Source organism: Bacillus sp. FMQ74, from assembly GCF_001875785.1.
GTDB lineage: Bacteria > Bacillota > Bacilli > Bacillales > Bacillaceae > Bacillus > Bacillus stercoris.
The window spans coordinates 156610-171555 of the sequence record NZ_MOEO01000009.1 but is presented as its reverse complement, the minus strand read 5'-3'; the positions used below and the strand labels follow the sequence as shown (position 1 = coordinate 171555).

Here is a 14946-nt window from a genome sequence, read left to right as displayed (position 1 = left end):
ATAAAATGGGCAAGTATTTTGGAACAGACGGTGTAAGAGGTGTCGCTAATAGTGAGCTTACACCTGAGCTGGCCTTTAAAGTCGGACGTTTCGGCGGTTATGTGCTGACAAAAGACAAACAACGTCCAAAAGTGCTAATAGGCCGCGATACACGCATCTCCGGCCATATGCTGGAGGGAGCCCTTGTCGCCGGACTTTTATCCATTGGCGCAGAAGTCATGCGTCTGGGTGTCATTTCTACACCGGGTGTATCCTATTTGACAAAAGCGATGGATGCAGAGGCTGGCGTCATGATTTCCGCTTCTCATAATCCAGTGCAGGATAACGGCATCAAGTTCTTTGGGGGAGACGGATTCAAGCTTTCTGATGAACAGGAGGCTGAAATTGAGCGCCTGATGGACGAACCTGAGGATAAGCTGCCAAGACCGGTCGGAGCCGATCTTGGGCTTGTTAACGATTATTTTGAAGGCGGACAAAAATATCTGCAATTTTTAAAACAGACAGCCGATGAAGATTTCACAGGCATTCATGTGGCACTTGACTGTGCACATGGCGCAACGTCATCCTTGGCGACACACCTGTTTGCTGACTTAGATGCCGATGTTTCAACAATGGGGACTTCCCCGAACGGATTAAACATTAATGAGGGCGTCGGATCGACTCACCCTGAAGCGCTCAGCGCGTTTGTCAAAGAGAAAAACGCCGATCTCGGCCTTGCGTTTGATGGTGATGGCGACCGCCTGATTGCTGTTGATGAAAAAGGAAATATCGTTGATGGCGACCAAATCATGTACATATGCTCAAAACACCTGAAATCAGAGGGCCGTTTAAAGGATGATACAGTGGTTTCAACCGTGATGAGCAATCTCGGCTTCTATAAGGCGCTCGAGAAAGAAGGCATCAAAAGCGTACAGACAGCTGTCGGTGACCGCTACGTAGTAGAAGCAATGAAAAAAGATGGCTATAATGTCGGCGGAGAGCAGTCAGGACATCTTATTTTCCTTGATTACAACACGACAGGGGACGGATTATTGTCTGCTATCATGCTGATGAACACTTTGAAAGCAACAGGCAAGCCGCTGTCAGAGCTTGCAGCTGAAATGCAGAAATTCCCGCAGCTGTTAGTCAATGTGAGAGTGACTGATAAATATAAAGTTGAAGAAAATGAAAAAGTAAAAGCAGTTATTTCTGAAGTTGAAAAAGAAATGAACGGCGACGGACGGATTTTGGTACGCCCTTCAGGAACTGAACCGCTCGTCCGTGTCATGGCTGAAGCGAAGACGAAAGAGCTGTGCGATGAGTATGTCAATCGCATTGTTGAAGTCGTCCGGTCAGAAATGGGATTAGAGTAACGAAGTCTATAATCAGAGAGCGAACAAGACAAGCGACGTTTACATATGATAATTGTGAGACATACGGCAAAGTTGTTTAAAAAACAATTGACCGTTTATGCCACATGCTGTAAAATCAAGCTTGTCTTGTTCTTACTTTCTTAATAGGAAAAGAAGACGGGATTATGGATTTACCTATAATTATAGCGCCCGAACTAAGCGCCCGGAAAAAGGCTTAGTTGACGAGGATGGAGGTTATCGAATTTTCGGCGGATGCCTCCCGGCTGAGTATACAGATCACAGCCGTAAGGATTTCTTCAAACCAAGGGGGTGACTCCTTGAACAAAGAGAAATCACATGATCTTCCAAAAAACATGTAGGAGGGGACGATTGAAAGTCCCCTTGAAATTTGACTTTCTTCGTCTCCTTTTACAATCTTAGGAGGAAGAAAAATATGTGTGGAATCGTAGGTTATATCGGTCAGCTTGATGCGAAGGAAATTTTATTAAGAGGGTTAGAAAAGCTTGAGTATCGCGGATATGACTCTGCTGGTATTGCTGTTGCCAATGAACAGGGGATCCATGTGTTCAAAGAAAAAGGACGCATTGCAGATCTTCGTGAAGTTGTGGATGCCAATGTAGAAGCGAAAGCTGGAATTGGGCATACCCGCTGGGCAACACATGGCGAACCAAGCTATCTGAACGCTCACCCGCATCAAAGCGCATTGGGCCGCTTTACACTTGTTCATAATGGCGTGATCGAGAACTATGTTCAGCTGAAGCAAGAGTATTTACAAGATGTAGAGCTTAAAAGTGACACCGATACAGAAGTGGTCGTTCAAGTAATCGAGCAATTTGTCAATGGAGGACTTGAGACAGAAGAAGCGTTCCGCAAAACACTTACACTGTTAAAAGGCTCTTATGCAATTGCTTTATTCGATAACGACAACAGAGAAACGATTTTTGTAGCGAAAAACAAAAGCCCTCTATTAGTAGGTCTTGGAGATACATTCAACGTCGTAGCATCTGATGCGATGGCGATGCTTCAAGTAACCAACGAATATGTTGAGCTGATGGATAAAGAAATGGTAATCGTCACTGATGACCAAGTTGTCATCAAAAACCTTGATGGTGACGTGATTACACGTGCGTCTTATATTGCTGAGCTTGATGCCAGTGATATCGAAAAAGGCACGTACCCTCACTACATGTTGAAAGAAACGGATGAGCAGCCTGTTGTTATGCGCAAAATCATCCAAACGTATCAAGATGAAAACGGCAAGCTGTCTGTGCCTGGCGATATCGCTTCCGCGGTAGCGGAAGCGGACCGCATCTATATCATTGGCTGCGGAACAAGCTACCATGCAGGACTTGTCGGTAAACAATATATTGAAATGTGGGCAAACGTGCCGGTTGAAGTGCATGTAGCGAGTGAATTCTCCTACAATATGCCGCTTCTGTCTAAGAAACCGCTCTTCATTTTCCTTTCTCAAAGCGGAGAAACAGCAGACAGCCGAGCGGTTCTCGTTCAAGTCAAAGCGCTCGGACACAAAGCCCTGACAATCACAAACGTACCTGGATCAACGCTCTCTCGTGAAGCTGACTATACATTGTTGCTTCATGCAGGTCCTGAAATCGCTGTTGCGTCAACGAAAGCATACACGGCACAAATCGCAGTTCTTGCGGTTCTTGCTTCTGTGGCTGCTGACAAAAACGGCATCGATATCGGATTTGACCTCGTCAAAGAACTCGGTATCGCTGCAAACGCAATGGAAGCTTTATGCGACCAGAAAGACGAAATGGAAATGATCGCCCGTGAATACCTGACTGTATCCAGAAACGCTTTCTTCATCGGACGCGGCCTTGACTACTTCGTATGTGTCGAAGGCGCACTGAAGCTGAAAGAGATTTCTTACATCCAGGCAGAAGGCTTTGCCGGCGGAGAGCTGAAGCACGGAACGATTGCCCTGATCGAACAAGGCACACCAGTATTTGCACTGGCAACACAAGAGCACGTAAATTTAAGCATCCGCGGAAACGTCAAAGAAGTTGCCGCTCGCGGAGCAAACACATGCATCATCTCACTGAAAGGCCTAGACGATGCGGATGACAGATTCGTACTGCCGGAAGTAAACCCAGCGCTTGCTCCGTTGGTATCTGTTGTTCCATTGCAGCTGATCGCTTACTATGCTGCGCTGCATCGCGGCTGTGATGTTGATAAACCGCGTAACCTTGCGAAGAGTGTTACAGTAGAATAAAGTGTTTTACCCCTTTGGATATGATTGTCTAAAGGGGTGTTTTTATGTCCAAAAGAAAAAGAACATCTACAGTGGAAAAATGTATTAATAAAGGTGTGGTACAGGACCCGACTTCGATTGGCCATGGCTATAGATTTTAGATGTTTCCACATAAGGCTGGTCAACGAACTTAAAAGGCTATAAAACTACTAGATTGCATGAATTTTTCAGTGGAGCGAAATTGCTTTTACTTTCACCTGAATTTTCTAGTGTAATAGCAGATGAACTCTTGGAATAAAGGATCCTAGAAATCCGAAAACCGGAGGGCCTATTGTAATGACAACTGATTTTGTATGACAATTAATAAAGGTCAAGAAATTCATGACATTAAATTGTGGACCTTAGGTTTTAAAGGTCAGTCTGCTTTTTATTGAGTACATTCCGGTTTAAGTTGAAATGATTCAGTAAAGGATACGCCACAAATAAAAGGTAGCGTATGATTCCCATTCTTTCCAAGGAAACGATATTGCTAAGATTTCATCTTTCGTAGGCTTTTGGTTCATATTACGTAATATTTTTATCGAATGAATAAGACCCACATCATCGATTGGAAAAGCTGTTGGGAACCTAAGGCAGCGCATTAGAACATAATTGGCAGTCCAAGGACCGATTCCTCGTATTTTAATTAAGTTTTTTTCAGCATCTTTAAAGTTCATTTTTGTTAATTTTTCCCTCGATAATTCTCCACTGACCATTAATCTGGCAATTCCAATGATATATTCACTTTTTTTTACCGTCATTTTAATATCTGCTAAGTCGGTAGGTGTTAACTGTGCAATTCGTTCGTACGGTGGGAACACCCAATACTTTTTACCATTCCATTCGATAGAATCGCCAAATGCTTCTACAAATTGCTTCTTTAAGGAGTACGCGAAGGCTAAGTTAATTTGTTGCCCTAAAACTCCCCAACATAATGCTTCAAATAAATCGGGAATGCCGACAAGTCGCAATCCATAAAATTTTCGGGCAGGCATTTTAAGTAATGGATCTGCTTTTGCCATTTCATAAAATGGTGTTAAATCGTTATCAAGATCAAACCATTCATGAATATATTTTACAATTTCCTCCCGTTTCCACTTTTCAATAGGTCTAGAATCATTTAAGAATTTGACAACCATTTGTTTATTATTGATTACGCTTACCTGCACTAAGGACCGAATTTCCCCTATGGCAATAACTTTTGTAATGATATCGTTCTCTATTTCGTACATGCATTCATTTTTTTCCCTAGTTAGATAGCCTAGGTTCGCATTCATGTCGAAAATTTCAGGTAATGTAATTACAATAACGTCATTGACTTCATGCCATATCACTTATTCATTCTCCTTATCTTAAATAATTATAAGAAAACTCACACTGATTGAAATTTTACTTTATCACATAATAAGCTTTACTCATTTTGTTATCTTGCTATTACATTCTAACCACCTTATTTTTTTCTATTTATGAGGTTATAGTGTTAGTTATCAAGAATGCTAAACGGGAGTGGATTAAAATGGCCCAAGATATAAAAACGCGTGTCGAAAACTTAAACGGGGATTCAATTCAAAATGAATTAGATGAGCATTGTAAGGAGAGGTGAGATAAATGCCGGATAGTATCAATAACGGACATAAAGAGAGCCATGATCATAGAACTTTAAATGATGTAGAAATGCTAACAGATGAAAAGTGGCAAGCCATTATAAATAATGACACAGCGTACAATAATCAATTTTTCTATGCTGTAAAGTCGACAGGGATATTTTGTAAACCATCCTGTAAATCTCGCGTTCCGAAAAAAGAAAATGTATGCATTTTTCCAAACGCAGAACAAGCTCTCCGCGCAAATTTTCGCCCCTGTAAACGCTGTAAGCCTACTAATGAAAAAATGCCTGATAGCGAGTGGGTTGATCTAATTACTGAATACATTGATAAAAATTTCACAGAAAAATTAACTCTAGAATCGTTAGCTGATATTTGCCATGGGAGTCCGTATCATATGCATCGAACATTTAAAAAGATTAAAGGTATTACGCTGGTTGAGTATATACAACAAGTTAGAGTCGAGGCGGCTAAAAAGTATTTGATTCAGACAAATAAAGCGATTGGAGATATCGCTATATGTGTGGGTATGGCTAATGCATCTTATTTTATTACTTTATTTAAAAAGAAAACTGGACAGACACCAGCACAATTTCGCCAAATGAGTGAAATGGAGGAAACGTTCAATGGAAACAAAGAATAAGCCAACTCTTTATTGGTCTTTACTGATGTTTAAGGATTGGAACTTTTATATTGCTTCCACTTCAAAGGGGCTTGTGTTTGTAGGTTCACAGAACAAGCCATTTGAGGAATTGTTCGAATGGGCTAAGAAACACTTTCCAGGAAGTCCTCTTGTAGAAGATGATGATAAGCTTGAACCCTATGTTGTTGAAATCACTCAGTATCTAGAAGGAAAGCGTAAAAACTTTACTGTTCCATTTGAGTACGTGGGTACGCCATTTCAGCTAGCAGTCTGGAATGCACTTTGTGAAATTCCTTATGGTCAGACGAAATCCTATTCCGACATTGCACATGATATAAATAAACCAGCAGCTGTTCGTGCTGTAGGCAGGGCTATTGGGGCTAATCCGGTATTAATTACTGTACCGTGCCATCGTGTAATAGGAAAGAATGGCTCGTTAACTGGCTATCGGGGCGGGTTTGAAATGAAGACACTGCTCCTCGATCTGGAAAAACGAGCTTCATTTAGCAATGAGTAATTTTGCCGGACAATGTTTGTGAAGTATTTTTGACTTTTGGTTACGGATCTCATTTGACAATGATGAGGACAGCTGTTCTATAAGGTGCAAAAATGAAATATTTTATAACCGACCAGAACAAAAGGCATCAGAGTTCGCTAAATAAAAGTGGAAAATGTAAAAAAACGAGACTCAAATGAATGCAGTTTGTGAAGCTGATATTAAACCAGCATGCAAGGGGTTCTTGGATTTCTGAAAAAAATGGAATGTGTTTTCGAAGGGAAAGAAGGGGTTGATATGTCTTTCTCTGTAATCCAACATCTTGACAATGTTTAAGATTTAGCATATCTTATACTTAACTTAAAAATCGCAACCAGATGTTTATTTTCGTTTGTAAATTATTAGGCCTTTAGCATTCTTTCAACTCATCTTGACAGGATGAAAAAGTATCCTAATTTAAATGAAAGAGAAACATAAGTCGATTTATTTATAACCAAGCACTATATTAAAGTGTAGCGGTGATTTCATTCCTTTAGAATGAACTTAAAATATTGTATAAAGTAAAATGACCAATAATAAGGTAGCTCTTCAAAAAACTTCGCTGAAGTTAGTTGAAGTGAAGCCGACAATTTTCAAGATTCAATGATCTAAAATCATCATTGAAATTTTGAGGTTGTCGGTTTTTTTGTTGGAAAAAATAGAGGCACATAAAATTTGTATTCATTATAGAAAAATATGATCTGATTTAAAGGTCGTATGAGCAATAACGACATTTAAAAAGGGAGAATTTGAAATGTTAGTTTCGCTGAGTTTGTCATCATTATTAACATTATTTTTTATTATGCTTATTGCTTCTGGGATAAGTGGACTTTTGTTTTTACATCCGCGAGTGCCCTTGAGTTTTGTTCGCATTCATATTGGGATCTTGGCTTTGCCACTTTTGGTTTCCTTACTGATCCTTGCCAATAGTAGCGTGAGTGGAAACGTTGGCCCTTGGCACTTAGATACCTTAGCTTGTTTAATGACTTTCTTTGTTCTTGCAATTGGATTCATCATTCAGCGTTTTTCTGTACGTTACTTAATGGGGGATCGATCTTATCGTAAATATTTTGCGCTTTTTACTTTTACAACAGGTGCTGCTTCAATGACGTGGTTAAGTGGCGATCTCCGCTTGATGGTTCTATTTTGGGGAGCAACTCTTGTTGGTTTAACTTTACTTATAAGGTTAAACAGTGCTTGGCAAGTGGCTAGTGAAGCAGCCAAGATTTCTGGCCGGTTATTTTTGTTAAGTTGGTTTTCTTTGTTTTTTGCGATGATGTGGCTTTTTCATGCCACAGGTCAATGGCAGTTATCATTGGCTGTAACAAATGAAAGTTTAGCTGAGCTGGGAGAATGGGAGAGAACAGGGATTCAGCTATTGATTGTACTGGCAGTGATCATTCCTGCAGCTCAATGGCCATTCCAAAGATGGTTGGTTGAGTCTATTGTTGCTCCAACCCCTGTTTCTGCAATTATGCATGCAGGTTTAGTAAATGCAGGAGGAATAATACTAACTCGATTTTCACCTCTATTTCATGGTGGTATCGCTTCGATTATCTTACTTCTGCTTGCTGGCATTTCTGTATTGATTGGAACTGGTATTAGTTTAGTCCAGGTTGATTATAAACGCCAATTAGTAGGCTCCACGATTGGGCAAATGGGGTTTATGCTCATTCAGTGTGCACTAGGGGCTTATATAGCAGCTATTATTCATCTTATTTTACATGGTTTATTTAAAGCTACGTTGTTTTTACAGGCTGGTTCAGCAGTACAGCGCCATGAAGTATCGACTCGTGTTAAGGAGAGATCATCCTATTTATGGCTCGTGGCTGGTCGTACGTTAGCCTTAGTTATAGGCGTTGCTTTTTGGCTCACTGCTCCTGGAGACGGGTATCAATTAATGAGTGCGCTGATCTTAGGGTGGTCATTGTCGGTTTCCTGGACTCAGCTTGTAGCTTTTGGAGAGGGGCGAATTGGCCGAATTGCCGGCTTAATCGTTTTAGGAGGAGCAGCCTTCATATATTTTATCATTCATAACCTTTTCTATGAGTGGCTGCATGCAGCCGTTTCTCAAACTGTTCAGCCTCCAATGCCAGCTGTCATCATTGTCGTATGTCTTTTCCTTTTTGGCAGTGCTTTAGGTTCGTGGGTTGCTCGTCATCGTTCTTCCGTTTTCTTCACGATACTCTATCTTTGGCTAGTTCGGTTAGGTGAAGCAAAACCAAAGTCAGTGGAGAGTCACCCAAACTACCTTAAACAATATTTATCATAAGGAGCTAATCTGAGATGGGCATTACATCCGTATTAACGAAAGAAAATGTAAAAAAGATAGATACAGATATTGATGTTCAAGAAAGGGATCTTAACGTTTTCATTACATCTGCCAGCCGAGTGATTGCGCCACTTTGGCCTATTTCTACATTTGCTGCACGCAATCCGTGGATGGGACTTGAAAACCAGCCTTTTGATCAGGTAGCAAGCTGGTTGAAACATACTCGTGACGTTGATATATACCCAAGTGCGTCTATGATCCGTTCAGCAAAGAATAAAGGTGAGATTGATGAAGATTTTGTGGAAATGGGGCTGCAGCGTTGGCTTGATTCACATTCCTTTCAAATCCCACGGGACGTGGCAGAAAGATTTTGTCATGCGGGATTACAATTAGATCCATTACCTTCTGACCTTTTATCATCACATGAGCTGGATAAATTAGTAAGTGAATGTAGTGGATTGGATCATATCGGTAATGTTTTTATGGAACCACTAAGTTCGTATATAGAGAATCAAAATGGTGAAAGGCTAGTCACAATACTAGATCATCATGTCATTAAGTGGAGTAAATTATATCTTGATGACTCTCAAGCCGGTTGGACAATGCCTAATCGGGAGGAAGGTTTCTATCGTGCCTGGCAGCATCTCATTCAATATGATCCAGCACTTAGCAAAAAGCAGCGTGAAAGGTTAAAAGGTTTGCCGCAAGAGGCACATTTGGCTTTACAAGAAGCCTTATTCGCACTAGGAATCCCTGAATCAGAAATACAGGCTTATCTTGAAGGTCATTTGCTTTCCTTACCTGGATGGGCAGGGATGATGCTTTGGCGCTCGCAACAATCGAGCCATGAACATGCACTCCTAACAGAATATTTAGCGGTTCGATTATCCATGGAGTGGGCTCTGATAAAGCCATATTTGCCTTTGACTAATGAACGAGCTGAGAAAAAAATTCCGATTGCTCCTCTTATAGCAGCTTGGATTCATTGGGGTGGGCTTACATTAGAGGAATGGTCACAGATGTCGGCCAGTGAACAAAACGAATATTTATCATTTGCCTACAGCTTTGATGAGAAACTTCGCAGGAAACTTTGGTTAGAAGCTTGGGAACAAACTTACACTGATCGATTAAGCCAGAAGATCATCTCGAAACAACGTGAAACTGGTAAAAAATCTGCATTAGCTCAATTAGCATTCTGCATCGATGTACGATCAGAACCTTTTCGTCGTCATCTAGAAAAAGAAGGTCCGTTTGAAACGATTGGCATCGCAGGTTTCTTCGGGGTGCCGATTGCAACTTGTGAACTTGGCAGTAAACACAGTCATGCCTCCTTGCCGATCATACAAAAACCGCAAAATAGAATAAAAGAGTTCGCGGATGAGGATGTATTCAACAAATACAATCAACGGAAGCAAGCAGTTCATTCGTTAAGCTATACATTTAAAACGATGAAACAGAATGTGCTTTCAAGCTTACTTTTGCCTGAGCTAAGCGGACCTTGGCTTACTGTGCAAATGGCAGCACGTAGCTTTGTGCCAAGAAAAGCGGGTCGTTTCATTCGTAATCTCCGTGAGGCTTGGCTGCGCAAACCTGATACAAAACTCTCGCTTCATCATGATGATACAGAGGCGGAAATACCTGTGGGTTTTACTGAAGATGAAAAAGTGAACTATGCTCGCCAAGCGTTAAAAATGATGGGGTTAACAGATAATATCGCACCATTGGTTGTGATATGCGGACACGGCAGCCAAAGTACCAATAATCCTTATTCCGCAGCCCTTGACTGTGGTGCCTGCGGTGGAGCGGCCGGTGGATTCAATGCAAGAGTTTTAGCTGCTTTATGTAATCTTTCAGAAGTAAGAGAAGCTCTTTTAACTGAAGGAATTAAAATCCCTGAGGATACGGTGTTTGCAGCAGCTGAACATAATACAACGGTGGATGAATTACATTGGCTTTATGTACCGGAGCTTTCTGAAGCTGCACAAGAAGCATTTGAACAAATTGAAGCTGTTATGCCGAAAGTGAGACACCATGTAAACGCAGAACGTCTAGCCCAATTACCGAATTTCCAATCAAAACTTAAAAATCCGAAGGCTGAGGCAGACCGATTTGCGGAGGATTGGAGTGAGATACGTCCGGAATGGGGGCTGGCTCGTAATGCTGCTTTTATTATCGGCCAACGTGAATTAACCCAGGATTGTGATTTGGAAGGAAGAACCTTTCTCCATAATTATGATTGGAAGCAGGATGAAAGCGGCGAAATCCTAGCAAATATTATTGCAGGACCTGGAACTGTGGCCCAATGGATTAATTTACAATATTACGCATCAACGGTAGCACCTCATTATTATGGCAGCGGAAATAAAGCAACTCAAACCGTTACAGCAGGTCTCGGCGTTATGCAGGGGAATGCAAGTGACTTGTTAGCCGGACTGCCTTGGCAATCCGTCATGAAATCAGATCACGAGGCCTATCATTCTCCTCTTCGTTTATTGATACTCATTCAAGCACCTAAAGAATATGTGGAACGGTTATTAAATAATGACTCAGCATTTCTGCAAAAAGTTCAAAATGGATGGGTCCGGCTGGCTAGTATTGATCCAGAAGGATGTTGGGAAAGCTGGTAATTATGAATCTAAATATTTATCAAATGGATTTGTTACTCAATACTAAACATAAAGAAGAGGTGTGCTAAATGAATGGAAATCAAAATAAAAAAGTATTATTTTTGACGGACATTGAAAACGGCTTGGAGCCTATTTTACAAGAAGTGACTAACACTCCTGCAGAAAGTATGTTGACTATACAAAGCTATGGTGCCAGTATTTCACATCCTTATGGAGAAATCATGAGGTCTGTTATTTTTGCGATTTACCAGGAAGATGTTGAAGAGATATTTGTAGTAGGAACAAAAGATAAGAGGACTTCCACAGATAATAGACTAACTCAACTTGAAGCAATGAAAGATAAAATACAAACATTGGATTATCTCTTTCAAAATTGCAAACCTGAATTTTTAGGTGGCACGGTCGATGAATGGCTAAATGAAAATAGCAGTGACACCATTGAAAAAAGTGTTGATATCATTCGTCATCATCCATTAGTGCCGTCATATGTTAAAGTTCGAGGTTTAATCGTTAATCATGAGGATGGAACATCATCAATTGTGGAGGTTCCTACTATGAAAACAGGTCAAGCCTTACCTGATCATTGCTTGTCATGATGAAATGGAAGAACTTCTATGCACCTATATATGAAAAAAACAGCTCTAAGGAGAAGATATGGACTCTAATTTAACTGATTTTGTCACGAAAACAATAGAGGACATGAACTCGTTTGATCGTGAAAATACGGAATGTATGAAAAAAGTAATAAGAAAAGCAATCGATTTTTATCATCTAAAATCTTATGAAGAAGTTGAGGAAACCCGTTTAGGAAGCATTCGATTTTTGCATATACACTCTATTATGGAGGAAAATATGTTATCCAAAATGATAGTGGTCATAAGAAACGGTAATACTGATTTGGATATTGAAGGTGTATATGAAGGACATGTTGTAAGAGAATATTAATGAGACGAAATTACAAATAGAATATGCCAATTTTTTGCTCAGGAGATGTATGATATATGAAAAAATCGAAAGGTTCTATTGAATCAGAGATCAGTAAGTCCATTACTCAATGGGAGAAAGATTATCTTGGGCGTGGGTCTGTATCTGTTAAAACTGATATACTGCGGGATATGATCATCGTCAATTTAAAAGGGATTTTAACACCAGCTGAATATGTAGTTTGTGGATCAAAAGAGGGTATGTTATCTATCAAACAAACTCGCTCGGAGTTAGTCGAATCAGGTATAGAAGGTCTTAAGGATATTATCCTAAAAATAACCGGAGAAAAAGTGAAAAGTTTTCATACTGATTTAAGCTCCCGGACAGGTGAACGAGTGATGGTATTTAAATTATGTAATGATCTAGAGAAAAATCTTTAATGTAAATATTTTATGATCACTGCTATTCAAGCCAAGCAGAGGGCATAATGCTTTTAAATTATTAGCTGCTGCTTCTTTTGTTTTACAATTATGTCATCATTAATATTTTTTATTCATAACCTAAGCGGACATAAAGAGATATCAATTCATAACACACTGTCTTGTTATTCCTGCCGAAAGATCTAACATCCGCTTTTGTTACGAGCGGATGTTTTTTTACATCTAATTAAAATGCATGAATGTGATGCTGGTGCTTAGTCAATGCTAAATTCATTTTAACTGGAAGTCATGAAAAACATCCAAAATACCCGAACACAAACATCCGTGAAACGTAGGCCTCGTAACCTTGCGAATAGTGTTGTTTACCCCCTTAGCCAAAGGGTTTTATTGATTTAAATTAGAAGCTTTGCTTCGATTAACAAAGTCACCGCCGGGTTCCCCCAAGAATAATATGAATATGAGACCCATTCGAAAGTGTAGGGTTTTTGATATGCTGTCTTCAGTTTCATTTCTCAGAATTAGTCTGAAAAAAGCTGAGTACCAAAAAACGAATTGACATATCGAAATATAACGATATAATATTTGATATGGAGCCAATTGAAGTATTTAAAGCTTTATCAAATGAATCAAGGCTGCAAATTTTACAATGGCTGAAGGAGCCCGATCGTCATTTTGCACCCCATGAAGGGATTGATATGAACACAATCGGGGTATGTGTCAGTCAAATAACAGACAAATTGAAAATGACGCAATCGACAGCTTCTCAATATCTTACCATCCTTTTAAGAGCCGGCTTGATTAAGGCGGAGCGTATTGGAAAGTACACATATTACAAAAGAGATGAAGAAGCCATTGGGAAACTTGCTGACTTTCTTAAAACAGAGATATAAAAATAAACATCAAAAGATGTTTATTTTTACACCATACATATCGACATATTACGATGTGTTTATTTTTTGTAATAACATATCGATATTTCGTGATATGTTTATTAATGATTAAGGAGTGAATGCTTTATGTCTAATACTTGGAAAATTTATATTTTAGCCATTGTCAGCTTTTTAGTTGGAACCTCAGAGTACATCATTTCGGGAATTTTGGATCACATTGCTCATACACTCGGGATAACCTTGGCCGCCGCGGGCCAGCTTATTACCATTTTTTCACTTGTATATGCTCTTTCCACACCCGTACTTATGGCGTTGACAGCAAGTATGGATAGACGCAAATTGATGAAGTATGCCCTAGGTTTGTTTGTGTTCGGTAATGTCCTGGCTTTTGTGCTCCCTGGTTATGGATGGTTTATTGCAGCGCGGATCATTATGGCGATGGGAGCAGGTGTGGTCGTTGTTACCGCATTAACGATTGCGGCTAAGATTGCATCAGAAGGGAAGCAGGGCAGTGCCATCGCTACTGTCGTGATGGGATTTACCGCTTCTTTAATCATTGGTGTTCCACTTGGAAGAATGATAGCAGTTGCACTAGGCTGGAAGTCTGTATTTGGAGCAATTGCTTTGTTGGGATTGATCGCAATGGCAGTTATATTCTTTACTCTTCCGCATACTGAAGGGGATAAACCTGTGCCTTTGCTTCAACAGCTTGCTCTTTTCAAAAAACGGAAAGTGGCTATGGGATTATCAATCACTTTCTTCTGGCTCGGGGGATATTCTGTTGCTTACACTTATTTGTCACCGTATCTCTTGAACATCTCAGGTATAAACGGCAAGCTGCTTAGCGGTGTTTTGCTTATATTTGGAATTGCCAGTTTGGTTGGATCGAAGTTTGGGGGATATAGCACCGACAAATGGGGAGTGCCCTTTACACTTGTTGGCGGGATGACATTGCATATCGTCACACTGATTCTTCTGTCATTTGTTACTGATTCCTATATCGGAGTGTTGGTGATTCTCATATTATGGTCGTTTGCCGCATGGTCCACCGGTCCGACACAGCAATTTCACTTAGCTACAATAGAACCGGAAATGTCAGGTGTTTTGCTCAGCATGAATCAGTCCATGATGCAACTCGCCATGGCAGTTGGCGCAGGGATAGGAGGGGTTTTTGTAGAAAACGTATCATTAGCCTCGATTACCTGGATTGGTGCATTAGGGGTTATGATTGCCATTATTGCATCATTGCTGATTTTCCATTCACAACCGAAACAGACGCTAAAAGATATCAATCATTAATTTCGAAAGATCTAACATCCGCTCGTTATACAAGCGGGTGTTTTTTTATAACCCCAAGTAGAAGACACACTGAAGCTGAAAGAGATTTTTGCCGACGGAGATCATC

The 14946-nt window shown here is 40.3% G+C and carries 12 protein-coding genes; 11 read left to right on the top strand and 1 reads right to left on the bottom strand.

Annotated elements, in window-relative coordinates; translation table 11 throughout:
* Positions 1 to 5 precede the first annotated feature (5 nt).
* Both glmM and glmS read left to right on the top strand, forming a co-directional pair.
* On the top strand, positions 6 to 1352 hold the full coding sequence (glmM, locus tag BLL41_RS17220; protein WP_071578786.1) for a phosphoglucosamine mutase: 1347 nt from the start codon (positions 6 to 8) through the stop codon (positions 1350 to 1352).
* 433 nt (positions 1353 to 1785) lie between these two features.
* The gene (gene glmS, locus BLL41_RS17215; RefSeq protein ID WP_071578785.1) at positions 1786 to 3588 is read left to right on the top strand and encodes a glutamine--fructose-6-phosphate transaminase (isomerizing); all 1803 of its coding nucleotides are present in this window, start codon (positions 1786 to 1788) and stop codon (positions 3586 to 3588) included.
* A gap of 440 nt (positions 3589 to 4028) precedes the next feature.
* On the opposite strand, the gene alkA is transcribed toward glmS, so the two are convergent.
* A complete protein-coding gene (alkA, locus tag BLL41_RS17210) occupies positions 4029 to 4940 on the bottom strand; it encodes a DNA-3-methyladenine glycosidase II (RefSeq protein WP_071578784.1) in 912 nt (303 codons plus the stop codon).
* A 274-nt stretch (positions 4941 to 5214) separates the two neighbouring features.
* Between alkA and adaA the strand changes: the two genes are divergently transcribed.
* The 9 genes from adaA (at position 5215) to BLL41_RS17160 (ending at position 14840) form a co-directional block, all read left to right on the top strand.
* The gene (adaA, locus tag BLL41_RS17205) at positions 5215 to 5853 is read left to right on the top strand and encodes a bifunctional transcriptional activator/DNA repair enzyme AdaA (RefSeq protein WP_071578783.1); all 639 of its coding nucleotides are present in this window, start codon (positions 5215 to 5217) and stop codon (positions 5851 to 5853) included.
* Positions 5837 to 6370 carry a methylated-DNA--[protein]-cysteine S-methyltransferase gene (gene adaB, locus BLL41_RS17200; protein ID WP_071578782.1) on the top strand — a complete coding sequence of 178 codons (534 nt, stop codon included), beginning with the start codon at positions 5837 to 5839 and terminating at the stop codon, positions 6368 to 6370. Before adaA ends, adaB begins: the two co-directional genes overlap by 17 nt.
* A gap of 772 nt (positions 6371 to 7142) precedes the next feature.
* Positions 7143 to 8660: an NADH dehydrogenase subunit 5 gene (locus tag BLL41_RS17195; protein ID WP_071578781.1), complete on the top strand. Its 1518-nt coding sequence runs from the start codon at positions 7143 to 7145 to the stop codon at positions 8658 to 8660.
* 14 nt (positions 8661 to 8674) lie between these two features.
* Entirely contained in the window at positions 8675 to 11287 is a 2613-nt protein-coding gene (locus BLL41_RS17190; RefSeq protein WP_071578780.1) for a DUF2309 domain-containing protein, read from the top strand.
* 68 nt (positions 11288 to 11355) lie between these two features.
* The gene (locus BLL41_RS17185; protein WP_071578779.1) at positions 11356 to 11883 is read left to right on the top strand and encodes a carbonic anhydrase; all 528 of its coding nucleotides are present in this window, start codon (positions 11356 to 11358) and stop codon (positions 11881 to 11883) included.
* A gap of 58 nt (positions 11884 to 11941) precedes the next feature.
* Positions 11942 to 12232 carry a DUF6407 family protein gene (locus tag BLL41_RS17180; protein ID WP_071578778.1) on the top strand — a complete coding sequence of 97 codons (291 nt, stop codon included), beginning with the start codon at positions 11942 to 11944 and terminating at the stop codon, positions 12230 to 12232.
* A gap of 56 nt (positions 12233 to 12288) precedes the next feature.
* On the top strand, positions 12289 to 12651 hold the full coding sequence (locus BLL41_RS17175; protein ID WP_015715144.1) for a Na-translocating system protein MpsC family protein: 363 nt from the start codon (positions 12289 to 12291) through the stop codon (positions 12649 to 12651).
* Positions 12652 to 13238: 587 nt separating this feature from the next.
* Positions 13239 to 13541, top strand: a complete 303-nt coding sequence (locus BLL41_RS17165) for an ArsR/SmtB family transcription factor (RefSeq protein WP_003234907.1) — start codon at positions 13239 to 13241, stop codon at positions 13539 to 13541.
* Between the two features lie 126 nt (positions 13542 to 13667).
* Positions 13668 to 14840: an MFS transporter gene (locus BLL41_RS17160; protein WP_071578777.1), complete on the top strand. Its 1173-nt coding sequence runs from the start codon at positions 13668 to 13670 to the stop codon at positions 14838 to 14840.
* Positions 14841 to 14946 lie beyond the last annotated feature (106 nt).

Bases quoted from the DNA above. Each gene is read 5' to 3' on its own strand.
- glmM (WP_071578786.1), top strand. From the start codon at position 6: ATGGGCAAGTATTTTGGAACAGACGGTGTAAGAGGTGTCGCTAATAGT.
- glmS (WP_071578785.1), top strand. From the start codon at position 1,786: ATGTGTGGAATCGTAGGTTATATCGGTCAGCTTGATGCGAAGGAAATT.
- adaA (WP_071578783.1), top strand. From the start codon at position 5,215: ATGCCGGATAGTATCAATAACGGACATAAAGAGAGCCATGATCATAGA.
- adaB (WP_071578782.1), top strand. From the start codon at position 5,837: ATGGAAACAAAGAATAAGCCAACTCTTTATTGGTCTTTACTGATGTTT.
- BLL41_RS17195 (WP_071578781.1), top strand. From the start codon at position 7,143: ATGTTAGTTTCGCTGAGTTTGTCATCATTATTAACATTATTTTTTATT.
- BLL41_RS17190 (WP_071578780.1), top strand. From the start codon at position 8,675: ATGGGCATTACATCCGTATTAACGAAAGAAAATGTAAAAAAGATAGAT.
- BLL41_RS17185 (WP_071578779.1), top strand. From the start codon at position 11,356: ATGAATGGAAATCAAAATAAAAAAGTATTATTTTTGACGGACATTGAA.
- BLL41_RS17180 (WP_071578778.1), top strand. From the start codon at position 11,942: ATGGACTCTAATTTAACTGATTTTGTCACGAAAACAATAGAGGACATG.
- BLL41_RS17175 (WP_015715144.1), top strand. From the start codon at position 12,289: ATGAAAAAATCGAAAGGTTCTATTGAATCAGAGATCAGTAAGTCCATT.
- BLL41_RS17165 (WP_003234907.1), top strand. From the start codon at position 13,239: ATGGAGCCAATTGAAGTATTTAAAGCTTTATCAAATGAATCAAGGCTG.
- BLL41_RS17160 (WP_071578777.1), top strand. From the start codon at position 13,668: ATGTCTAATACTTGGAAAATTTATATTTTAGCCATTGTCAGCTTTTTA.